Consider the following 10,627-nt stretch of genomic DNA (forward strand, 5'->3'; position numbering starts at 1 on the left):
CCCCCGATGCCGGACCCGTCCGACGCACCGCACCGCCTCGATCCCGCAGGAGCCGGCCAGCACGCGGCCAACGAGCGATTACGTGCGCAGGGCCCCGCCGTTCCCGTCGTCCTGCCCGGCGAAGTCGCCGCCTTTGCGGTCACCCGGTACGAGGAGCTGAAGGAGTTCCTCACCCACCCCGACGTCGCCAAGAACGCCCGCCACTTCACGGCACTGCGCGAGGGAGCCGTACCGCCGGGGTGGCCGCTCACCACCGTCGCCACCGTCGAGAGCATGACCACCGCGGACGGGAACGACCACCGGCGGTTGCGCGGACTGGTCACCCAGGTCTTCACGCCTCGCCGCATCGAGGGGTTACGGCCACGCGTGGAGCCATGTCCGACGTCCTCGGCATCGTCGTCGCGCGGCGCCGCGCCGCCCCGGGTGACGACCTCACCAGCGCCCTCCTGGCCGCGCAGGCCGAGGCCGGCGACCGGCTCACCGACGGTGAACTGACCGGCACCCTGCTGCTGATGGTCATCGCCGGGCACGAGACCACCCTCAACCTCATCACCAACGCGGTACGGGCACTGTGCACGCACCCGGAACAGCTCGCGCTCGTACGCGCCGGAAAGGCCGACTGGAGTGATGTGGTCGAGGAGACCCTCCGCTACGACAGTCCCGTGAGCCTCTTTCCCTTCCGCTACCCCGTCCGTGACCTCAAGGTCGGTGACACGGTCATTCCCCGGGGCACCCCGGTGCTCGCCTCGTACACCTCCGCCGGTCGCGACGAGCGGGCATACGGCCCCGGCGCCTCCCGCTTCGACGTCACCCGCCGGCCCCCGGTCCGGCACCTCTCCTTCGGGCACGGCCCGCACTACTGCCTGGGCGCGGCGCTGGCCCGGCTGGAAGCGACGACCGCCTTGGCGGCCCTCTTCGACCGCTACCCGGACCTCGCCCTCGCCGTACCCGACGATGACCTGCCCCGGCACCCGGGCTTCGTGGGCAACAGCACGGAGATCCTTCCCGTCCGGCTGCGTCCGGAGCCGGCACCGCAGTAGGGCCGACGGGGCGGCCACCCTGCCCCCCTTGGGCGAGGGGGAGGAGGGGACATGTTCTCTAGGAGATCCGCTTCTCCAGCCAGGCCACGTCCCAGAAGGTGCCGAACTTGCGGCCCACCTCCCCGAGCAGGCCCACCGGGCGGAAGCCGAAGCGTTCGTGCAGTCGCATCGACGCCGCGTTCGGCTGCGTGATGCCGGCGTACGCACGGTGGACATCCTCGTGCGCCAGGGTTTCGAGGAGGCCGCGGTACAGCAGGCCGCCCAGGCCACGCCCTGTGTGGCCGGGTCCCAGGTAGACGCTGGTCTCCACCGAGGTCTCGTACGCACGCTTGGCGCGAAACGGGCTGCTGGTGGCGTAACCCAGGACCCGGCCCGCCTCCTCCGCCACGAGCAGGCGGTGGCGGCCGGTGGCGGGGTGGGACTCCAGCCAGGCGCGGCGCTCCTCGACGGTGACCGGATCGATGTCGAAGGTGACCGGGGTGTGGACCACGTAGTGGTTGTAGATCCCGGTGAGCTCGGCGAGATCGCCTTCCGCCCCGGGCCGGACGCGGATGCCCGGTGTGATGCCCGCGGTGACGCCTGCTGTGCTCCCCGTCATGCGATCGCCTTCACCTCGCGCTCCAGCTGACGCCGCTCCCGCCCCTTCGGATGGCGGACGACGACGCCCGCCATGCCGCCCGTGCCGGTGACACGAACGAAAGGGGAATCCAGGACGCGGTCGGGAGTGGTCCTGTCCTTGACGCCGCCGAGCCCGGGGTCGATGTCGTCGGTCTCGGCGGACCAGCTGTCCGGTATGACGATCGTGACGCCCGCCATCTGGCCGTGGACCTCGATGTCGACGACGTGCAGGGAGCACTCGACCCGGGTGAAGTCGAGGACGACGCCTCCCATGCCTCCGTGAGCGGTCAAGCGGGGCGGGACCGTCCAGCGGCCCTTCCGGACGACACCGTGCAGGCCGCCCTTGAGAACCAGGGGGCGGCCCTGCGCACTTCCCCTGCCCTCCCCCTCCGTGCCCGGCAGATCGGCCGTCAGGGACGCCAGGTCGCCGTAGGTCTTCGCATTGAGCGCCTGTTCGAGCCGTCCGTCCAGCTCATGGAAGTCGATGCGGCCCTCGACGGCCGCCTGCTGAAGGCGCCGGACGACCATCTCGCGGTCGGTGTGGGACGCGCGCTGCTCGCTCCGGGGAGCGACCTCTGAGAACCCTGCTGTCATGGACACAAGCGTAGAGAGGCACCTGCCCCGGCCGCCCCGGGGAAGACCCTGGAACGACCCCTGATCCACCCCCTACGGGGCGGGTCGGCCGCCCGCCGCTCCGGACGTACCTTCGGCACCCGGCGCGCGCGTGTCGTCCTTCTTCCAGGGTCCGACACCGAGTTTCCCCGTCGTGCCCAGGTCGAGTTCCGGGGTCACCATCACGGGGGCGGCGCCGGACTGCGCCCGCACCCGGGCGTAAGGGGCGTTCACGGCGGCGCCGCCTCCGGTCGTATTGCGCCAGACCAGGACGGCGTAGGCCCGCTCGCCCTGCTTCAGGGCCATGGGCCGAGGCACCCCGTCGGCCCCGGTGCTCTGCGCGACGTCGCTGCCCCGGACGGTTTCCACACCGCTGACGACGTGATGCTTCTCGTCGAGGACTTGCAACTGCGGGTAGCCGTTGAGCCGGTAGGGCTGGGTGCCACAGTTCTCCAGGTGGAGTGCCAGGACGCGCAACCCCATGGCGGCATCGCCGTCCTCGTCCGCGTACACGCGCACTCCCGAAGAGGGGCAGGGGCCGCCCGTGGACGGGGCTTCGCCGGCGGGGACGCTCCTCACCGTCGTGATCCGCACACGCGCGCCGTCCTGCGTGCTCGGAAGGAGTTCGCTCATGTCGACGATGCGCTGTGTGGTTTCGCCGGGCTTCACCGCCGGCACTGTCTGTTTCGTCGTCTTCAACGCGGCCCCGGCACCCGACAGGAGAGTGAAGGTGACGGTGTAGCTGAGGGCTTCCTTCTCCTCGTTGGTGACCTCGAACCCGAAGCAGGAATGCGGGCCGCGGCCGACACCGGTGATCCTCACACCGTCCTTTCCGGGCTCGCTGCCGCCGCTTCCGGACGGGGCGGCAGCGGCGGACGCGGTGGCGGCACCGGAAGGCTGCGATCCGCAGGAGAACGCGCCGGAAGGACCGGCCGAGCCGGAGGCCCCGGCCGGTGACCGGCCGTCCTGCCGTGAACCGGCCGGTTGCGATCCGCACGCTGTGAGGAGCAAGGCACCGGACAGGGCAACGGGAAGAGCGCGGAAGACGCGGAAGATACTGCGCACGGAGTGAGTGGAACAGGTCTGGACCATGCCCTGTTATAACTCACACCACACTCTTGTGTCACAGTCAGGACATAGAGGGCGGAGGGTGGTTCAGGCCTCCGCAGCCGTATCGGCAGCGGTGAGCGGCACTCCGAAGACCCTCGCCATGCGCAGTCCCGCGCCCGGATCCCCCATGCCCGTGGCGGCCCCCGTGGCGAAAGCGCTCTCCAGAGACAGCGTGCCTGCTCCCAGCTTGAGGAACGTGGCCAAGTCGGTGCTCAACGTGGCGTCCGCGTCGTCGGCGGGGCCCGGGCACATCTGCAGCGTGCCGTCTTCCACCCGGGCGTGGAAGGCGAACTCGCCGAGGAGGAACCCGTACGTCTCGTGGACGCCCCGCGCCGCCTCCGGCCGGAAGGTGGCGCCGACGGCGCCGATGATGCCGTGCCGGCCTCCCGTGTCGTCCAGGTGGGACCCGACGATGCTGACGGCCCGGCGGACGGCGTCGACGGCGCCGGGCCCTCCTTCGATGCGGGCGAGGCCCCGCCGCAGCGCGTCCGGGACGTCCAGGAGCCGGGCGCCCAGCGCCATGAACGTGGCGAGATCCGTGGTGAGGACGCAGGCCGCGGCGGGCCCTGCGGCCGGGCCGTGGCGCACGTCGAGCGTGCCGTCCTCGACACGGAGGTGGAAGACGTCCCCGTCCACGTCGACCTCGTACGTCTCGCTGACCCCACGGGCGAGTTCAGGACGGAAGCCGGCCCGTACGCAGCCGAGGAGCCATCCGATCCGGAAGCGCTCCCCGGGGCGCGGCGGGACGTCGAGGAAGCGCAGCCCCCAGCGCGTGAGCTCGTCGACGACGGGGCGCATGGCCGCGCCCAGTTCCGTCAGCTCGTAGACCGTCGTCGCGGCCGGGGGCGGGAGCTTGGCCTGGGTGACGACACCGGCCTCGCGGAGCGCGCGCAGCCGCTCGGCGAGGACGTTCGGGCCGATGCCGGGGAGCCCGTCGGCGAGGTCGGTGTACCGCCTCGGCCCCAGGAGGAGCTCGCGCACGATCAGCAGGGTCCAGCGGCCACCGACCACGTCCAGGGCGCGGGCCGCGGGACAGAACTGGTCGTAGCTGCGCCCCATGCCGAAGTTTCCTTATCTATTGATAGTTGCTCCTTAGCTTTTCTACAGTAGCGGCCAACCGGCTTGAGGGACAGGAGAGTTGATCAACCAGCGAGAGTGAAACGAAGCGTCTGTGCGGGGCCCGAGAGGGCGAGCAGAGGGGACGGGGGATGGCAGGCATCGGCATCAGGCCACTCGGTGCGGACGATCCGAAGAGACTCGGGCCGTACCGGCTCCTGTGGCGGCTCACCACAGGTGGCATGGGACGGCTCTACCTGGCGCGGTCCGCGGCCGACGGGCCGCTCGTCGCGGTCAAGACGCTGCTTGCCGAAGGGTTCGTCAGCGACATCGACCGGAAGCGGTTCGCCCGCGAAGTGGACCTGGCCCGGCGGATCGACAGCGAGTACACGGCCCGCGTGCTCGACGCGGACCCGCGCGCGGACCGCCCCTGGATGGCCATCGAATACGTCCCCGCGCCGTCGCTCGGGGATCTGGTCCGCGAGGCGGGGCCGCTGCCGCCGGCGGCGCTGACCCGGGTCGCGGCCGGGACGGTGCAGGCCCTCATCGCCCTGCACGGCAAGGAGGTCGTCCACCGCGACATCAAGCCCCAGAACATCCTGCTGCCCCTGACCGGCCCCCTCGTCATCGACTTCGGTATCTCGCACGCCAGCGACAGGACGAGCACGTCGCTGACGCTCGGCACCATCGACTACACCTCGCCGGAACAGGCTCTCGGTCAGCGATCCACCAAGGCGTCCGACGTCTTCTCGCTCGGCGCCACGCTCTTCCATCTCGCCGTGGGCCACCCGCCCTACCCCCGGACCGACGACGGACCCCTGCAGCGGCTGGCCCGCGTACAGTCCAACCGGATCGCTCTGGAAGGCCTGCCCGCGGAACTCGCCCCGCTGATCCGCCCGTGCCTGAGAGCCGAGCCCGGCCGCCGCCCGAAGCTCGACGACCTCCTGGTGAAGCTGCTGGAGATGGCCGATCAGACCTCCGCCTCCGCACGCCGGCGAGCCGAGCACCGGTTGCCGGCGCGGTGGACGGCGCTGATCACCGCCTACGAGGCCCACGGACGGGCGTTGAGCGCGGACCGGGGCGGCACGACGGCGATGGCCGACGACCACACCTGCCCCTCGCCGCCGGCGCCGCCCACCCTCCTCGACACCTCGGAGCGGGAGGCGCGCCGGGAGCGGGAGCGGGAGGCGCGCGAAGCCCGTGAGCGCAGGGAGCGGGAACTGCGCGACCTGGCTGAGGCCACCAGACGTGCCAGGGCGCAGGAGGCCGAAAGGCAGCGCAGGGAAAAGGAGAGGCGCCGGGCCGAGGAGGCGAGGCGCCGGGCCGAGGAGGAACGGAACCGGAACCAGAACCGGAAGAACGCTTCGAACGCCGGCGTCTGGGCGCTCGTCGCGCTGCTCGTCGTGGCGTTCGCGATCTGGCAGCCGTGGAAGAACAGCGACGCCGCGTCCGACCGCGCGAGCGACGCGTCGCACCGCGCGTCGGACAGCCCGTTCCGCAGCAGCGGCGGCGGAAGCACTTCTTCGGGCACCACCCTGGGCCTCGGCGGCAGCCCGTCACGGTCGCCGGGGCGGCCGGACACCGACAGGCAGTCGAACACCGGGACCGCGACCGGCAGCGGCAGCGGCAGCAAGGAGCGCGACGATCCCGAACCGGGAACGTCCGACCGCCCTCGCGACACTGCTCCCGACCGTAAGGAAGAGGCGTTCAAGGCCGTCTCCGCCGGTGACTGCCTGCCCGTGTACGACACCGGCCGCGGCGGCGGTGCCATCGCCTGGAGCGCCGATGTCCCCCCGAAGCCGGTGTCCTGCAGCAGCCAGTGGGCCGGCCTCGTCCGGGTGACCAGCACGGCGGGCAGCGTCTGCCCCAGCGGCGTGGGCAAGGCCTCGTGGACGTACGCCTCCTCCGGCTCCGGGAGGACCACGAAGCTCTGCGTGACCCGGATCTACCTCAAGAACTACTGTCTGCTCGGCAAGCAGTCCGGCGACAGCATCACGATCGGCCCCATGACGGCCGTGGACTGCCGGGCGCAGCGCGTGCCCGCCGCGTACAACCAGGTCATGCACATCAGCGGCGTCTACCGGGCCCCCTCGGGCGCCAACGCCGGCAACTGCCGCCAGGGTGCGTACGACCGGACGCGGTACTGGGCCTGGCTGGTGAACGACGACGAAGTGCTGCTCTGCACGACCGTCTTCCGCGACAGCTGAGCGGTGGCCGGGTCCGGAATCAGACCGTTTCCTTCGGTTCAGCTGAACCGTTGGTTCGGGTATCGGCGCTTTCTGCCGTATTTTCCGCAGCTCACGAAGGACACCATGATGCGCATTCTCCGTCCGTTCGCCGTCGCACTCGCCGGGCTCGGCCTCGCCATGGCCGGCACGGGCTCCGCGGGCGCCGCGAACGGGACGTTCGCCTGGGTGGGGCCCCAGGGCCGGCCGTACTCGATCCAGAACCCGCCGGACAACAAGTGCTACGACCTCGGGCAGGAAGCGCGCGGCGCGCACAACGCCACGAGGCAGCCGGTCGTCGTCTACTCCCGCAAGAGGTGCAAGGGGACCGCCACGCGGCTGGCGTCGGGTCAGGCCGCGCCGAGTCGCGCGCGCTTCGCCAGCGTCATCTTCAATCCGCACTAGGGCAGCAGACGATCGAGGAACGGTCCTCCCCCACGGCCACCGAAACCGGGCCTGCCGGTGGCGTGTCGCCCCGGCTACGGCCGGCCGTGGGGGCGGGGTCCGTCCGGACGGCCGGTCAGGCGCCGCCGCACGACGACGGGCGGGTCACCAGCTTCCGGTGCTTGCCGACGAGGACCACGTCCCAGTACCGGTTCTCGTAGCCCACGCCGACCGCCACCGTGTCGCGGTTCATCAAGCCTTTGTACAAGTCGTTGCCGGGGTCCGGATCGGTGGCCATGTCCGCGAAGTAGCCGTCGTGGCTGTAGCCGTAGAACAGGTACTCGAGGATGTGGGAGGAGAACACGTTCGCGTCGTTCAGCCGGGCGCGCAGGTCCTGTCCGTCACTGCCGGTCGGGGTGAGCCGCCCCATCCGGGCCATGTCGCGGGCGTGGCTGCGCGCCGCGTTGGAAACGGGCTCCGAGATCAGCAGCGCGGCCAGCCCCCGGTTAGCGCGTTCCTTGTTCATCTCGCAGACGATCCGGTCCACGTTCGGGTAGTAGGCCTGCCGCGCGGGTCCGGAAGGCGCCCGGTCCACGGCCGCCGTCCCGGCCCGGGGCCCGGGCACGGCCGCGTGCACGGGCGGCACGGCAACGAGCAGGGCGGCGGCGGCCAGGGCGGCGGTCAGGACAGACGCGGAGACGGCGGCGCGTCGCGCGCTGTGCTTGTAGCTCGGTGTGGTCATGCCCGGCACAACGTGCGCCCCGGCCCAGGGTTTCGCCCCGGCCCGGAAGACGCTCCCGCACCACCCCTCGGACGCCCCGGCACGCCTGGAACGACGTGCCCGGCCCGGTGCTCGGGCGTTGCGGATTCGGCTACGACCGGCAGGGTCGCCCGTCAGCAGTCGAGGAGGTGGCCGGTCGTCGCGTCGACATGGTCGGGGATCCCGTCGTGGCGGTCGCCGACCGTCGGCGTCCCGGTGGGCTCGAACATGAGGATCTCGGCGCCGGTGGCGGAGGACGGCTTGTGCTCCGTACCCCGCGGGACGGTGAAGACGGTGCCCTGCGGCAGGCGGACCGTGCGCTCCCCGGCCGGTTCCCGCAAGGAGATGTTCAGTTCGCCCTCCAGGACCAGGAAGAACTCGTCGGTCTCGTCGTGCACGTGCCAGAGGTGCTCGCCGCGGACCTTGGCGACGCGGACGTCGTAGTCGTTGACACGGGTGACGATGCGGGGGCTCCAGAAGGCGTCGAAGGATGCGAGGGCCTTGCCGAGGGCGATGGGTTCGTTGCTCATGCAGGCATCGTCGCCGGTTGAGCCCGCCCTGCGTGAGTGCTAGGAATCGCACATGCCGCAAGATTCCTCGCACCACCGCTCCCCGCCTCCGTCCCAGCAGCCGCGCCCCGCACGGGAGACGGGACCGCACCGGGTCGTCGTGATCGTGGACGAGAACTCCAACCCCTTCGAGCTCGGCTGCACGACGGAGGTCTTCGGCCTGCGCAGGCCCGAGATCGGCCGCGCGCTGTACGACTTCCGCCTCTGCTCGCCCGAGCCGAGCACCCTGATGCGGGACGGGTTCTTCACCCTCACCGGAGTCGCCGGCCTGGAGGCGGCCGACGCGTCGGACACCCTGATCGTTCCCAACCGTCCCGACGTCGACGTGCCCCGCCGACCGGCCGTCCTCGACTCGATCCGGCGGGCGCACGCGCGCGGTGCGCGGCTGGTCGGCCTGTGCAGCGGCGCCTTCACCCTCGCCGAGGCCGGGGTCCTCGACGGGCGCCGGGCCACGGCGCACTGGCAGTGGGCCGACTCCTTCCGGGCCCGTTTCCCCGCCGTCCGCCTGGAGGAGAACGTGCTCTTCGTCGACGACGGGGACATCCTCACCGCCGCGGGCAGCGCGGCCGCGCTCGACCTCGGGCTGCACATCGTCCACCGCGACCACGGGGCCGATGCCGCCAACGCGGTCAGCCGGCGGCTGGTCTTCGCCGCCCACCGGGACGGCGGGCAGCAGCAGTTCATCGAACGCCCCGTCCCCGACCTCCCCGACGAGTCCCTCGCACCCGTCCTGGCCTGGGCCCAGGAGCACCTGGAGATGCCCCTGACGGTGTCCGACCTGGCGGCGCGCGCCGCGGTCAGCCCGGCGACCCTGCACCGCCGTTTCCGGGCCCAGCTCGGCACCACCCCCCTGGCCTGGCTCACCCGGGAACGCCTCGCTCTGGCGTGCCGCCTCATCGAGCGCGGCGCCACCCAGGTGGATGCCGTCGCACGGCGCAGCGGGCTGGGCACGGCCGCCAACCTGCGCGCGCTGATGCGCCGCGAGCGAGGCCTCACGCCCTCGGCGTACCGGCAGCGGTTCGGCCCGGGGACGAGGTGAAGTCCGGTGCCCCGTCCCTCCTTGGGGTGGCGCCGGGCCGTAGTGACCCGATGCGGCCTCGGGTGCGGTACGAAACCAAGGGTGACCACGCGAGCCGAGAAGGCCGAGACGGCCGAGAAGATCGCTGCCCTCCGTCCCCTCTATCAGAAGGACCTGGCCTCCGGCGTGGAGCGGTTCTTCGCGCCGCGCCGGACGACCTGTCCCTGGTGCGCGTCGGACCGCTTGCGCGAGCGGGTGCGCACCACCGACCTCCTCCAGCACAAGCCCGGCACCTTCGTCATCGACCGGTGCCGCGCGTGCGGCCACCACTTCCAGAACCCGCGACTCAACGACGAGGGACTGGAGTTCTACTACCGTGACTGTTACGACGGTCTCGGCGCGGAGACCGCGCAGAGCCTCCTCGGCGCTTCCCGCAGCCTGAAGCGCCACCGGGCCGTCGCCCGGTCACTGCGGCCGTTCGCTTCTCCCGAACGCTGGCTGGACGTGGGCACCGGGCACGGGCACTTCCCGCAGATGGCCGGGGAGGTCTTCCCGGACACCGTCTTCGAGGGCCTGGACCAGGGCGAGGGGGTGGAGAACGCCGTACGTGAAGGCCGGATCGAGCGGGCCCTGCGCGGGTCGTTCACCGAGCTCGCTCCCACCCTGGCAGAGGCGTACGACGTGGTGACCATGCACCACTACCTGGAGCACACCCCTGACCCCCGTGCCCAACTGCGCGCGGCTCACACGGCGTTGCGTCCCGGGGGGCTACTCCACATCGAAGTGCCCGACCCCGAATCGGCGTACGCGAGGCTGCTGGGCCGCTGGTGGATGCCGTGGTTCCAGCCCCAGCACCTGCACATGACGCCCGCGCACAACATGCGGCGGGCGCTGGAGGAGTGCGGCTTCACGATCGTGGCGACCGAACGCTCCGCGGCGCACCGGCCCGTGGACCTATGGGCCGCTCTCCTGTACCTGCTCTCCCGTCTGATGCCCCGAGGCGACGCCCCTTGGCATCCACAGCCGCCGTCCGCCTCCGCCCGGTTCGTCCGGGAGGCGATGTGGAAGGTCGCTCTGCCGGCTGTGGTCGCGGTGTACGGTCTCGATCTGCTCCTGAGCCCGCTCGTCCGACGCATCGGATTCTCCAACGCCTACCGGTTGCTCGCGCGCCGCGACTGAGCGACCGCGAGGGCACGCCCGTTCCGCGAGCGCTTCGAGGTGATCCGCGGCCGCGC

General features: G+C 71.7%; 10 protein-coding genes and 1 pseudogene. 5 read left to right on the forward strand and 6 right to left on the reverse strand.

Features of this window, described 5'->3' with window-relative positions; all coding sequences use genetic code 11:
• The first annotated feature begins 6 nt into the window (after window positions 1-6).
• Window positions 7-1,040, forward strand: a pseudogene (locus tag ACOTKD_RS03085) (cytochrome P450 family protein).
• A 58-nt stretch (window positions 1,041-1,098) separates the two neighbouring features.
• Here ACOTKD_RS03085 and ACOTKD_RS03090 read toward each other — a convergent pair.
• From ACOTKD_RS03090 to ACOTKD_RS03105, 4 genes are all read right to left on the reverse strand, one after another.
• Window positions 1,099-1,638 (reverse strand): N-acetyltransferase family protein, encoded by a 540-nt coding sequence (locus tag ACOTKD_RS03090; RefSeq protein ID WP_424887254.1) that lies wholly within the window; start codon window positions 1,636-1,638, stop codon window positions 1,099-1,101.
• On the reverse strand, window positions 1,635-2,252 hold the full coding sequence (locus ACOTKD_RS03095) for a DUF1707 SHOCT-like domain-containing protein (RefSeq protein ID WP_424887255.1): 618 nt from the start codon (window positions 2,250-2,252) through the stop codon (window positions 1,635-1,637). The genes ACOTKD_RS03090 and ACOTKD_RS03095 overlap by 4 nt, the downstream gene beginning before the upstream one ends.
• Before the next feature lie 72 nt (window positions 2,253-2,324).
• Entirely contained in the window at window positions 2,325-3,092 is a 768-nt protein-coding gene (locus ACOTKD_RS03100; RefSeq protein WP_424887256.1) for a DUF4232 domain-containing protein, read from the reverse strand.
• A 333-nt stretch (window positions 3,093-3,425) separates the two neighbouring features.
• Window positions 3,426-4,439, reverse strand: coding sequence for a winged helix-turn-helix transcriptional regulator (locus tag ACOTKD_RS03105; RefSeq protein WP_424887257.1), 1,014 nt, complete (start codon window positions 4,437-4,439; stop codon window positions 3,426-3,428).
• A gap of 149 nt (window positions 4,440-4,588) precedes the next feature.
• Here ACOTKD_RS03105 and ACOTKD_RS03110 point away from each other — a divergent pair, with 149 nt between their 5' ends.
• The gene (locus ACOTKD_RS03110) at window positions 4,589-6,643 is read left to right on the forward strand and encodes a serine/threonine-protein kinase (protein ID WP_424887258.1); all 2,055 of its coding nucleotides are present in this window, start codon (window positions 4,589-4,591) and stop codon (window positions 6,641-6,643) included.
• A 108-nt stretch (window positions 6,644-6,751) separates the two neighbouring features.
• On the forward strand, window positions 6,752-7,066 hold the full coding sequence (locus ACOTKD_RS03115) for a hypothetical protein (protein WP_424887259.1): 315 nt from the start codon (window positions 6,752-6,754) through the stop codon (window positions 7,064-7,066).
• A 115-nt stretch (window positions 7,067-7,181) separates the two neighbouring features.
• Here ACOTKD_RS03115 and ACOTKD_RS03120 read toward each other — a convergent pair whose 3' ends face one another.
• Both ACOTKD_RS03120 and ACOTKD_RS03125 read right to left on the reverse strand, forming a co-directional pair.
• Window positions 7,182-7,787: a CAP domain-containing protein gene (locus ACOTKD_RS03120; protein ID WP_424887260.1), complete on the reverse strand. Its 606-nt coding sequence runs from the start codon at window positions 7,785-7,787 to the stop codon at window positions 7,182-7,184.
• Between the two features lie 152 nt (window positions 7,788-7,939).
• Window positions 7,940-8,335 (reverse strand): cupin domain-containing protein, encoded by a 396-nt coding sequence (locus tag ACOTKD_RS03125; RefSeq protein WP_424887261.1) that lies wholly within the window; start codon window positions 8,333-8,335, stop codon window positions 7,940-7,942.
• 52 nt (window positions 8,336-8,387) lie between these two features.
• On the opposite strand from ACOTKD_RS03125, the gene ACOTKD_RS03130 reads away from it, so the two are divergent.
• Window positions 8,388-9,413 (forward strand): GlxA family transcriptional regulator, encoded by a 1,026-nt coding sequence (locus ACOTKD_RS03130; protein ID WP_424887262.1) that lies wholly within the window; start codon window positions 8,388-8,390, stop codon window positions 9,411-9,413.
• A gap of 81 nt (window positions 9,414-9,494) precedes the next feature.
• A complete protein-coding gene (locus tag ACOTKD_RS03135; protein ID WP_424887263.1) occupies window positions 9,495-10,571 on the forward strand; it encodes a class I SAM-dependent methyltransferase in 1,077 nt (358 codons plus the stop codon).
• The last annotated feature ends 56 nt before the right edge of the window (window positions 10,572-10,627 follow it).

This window comes from Streptomyces sp. XH2, assembly GCF_049725035.1.
Classification (GTDB): domain Bacteria; phylum Actinomycetota; class Actinomycetes; order Streptomycetales; family Streptomycetaceae; genus Streptomyces; species Streptomyces roseoverticillatus.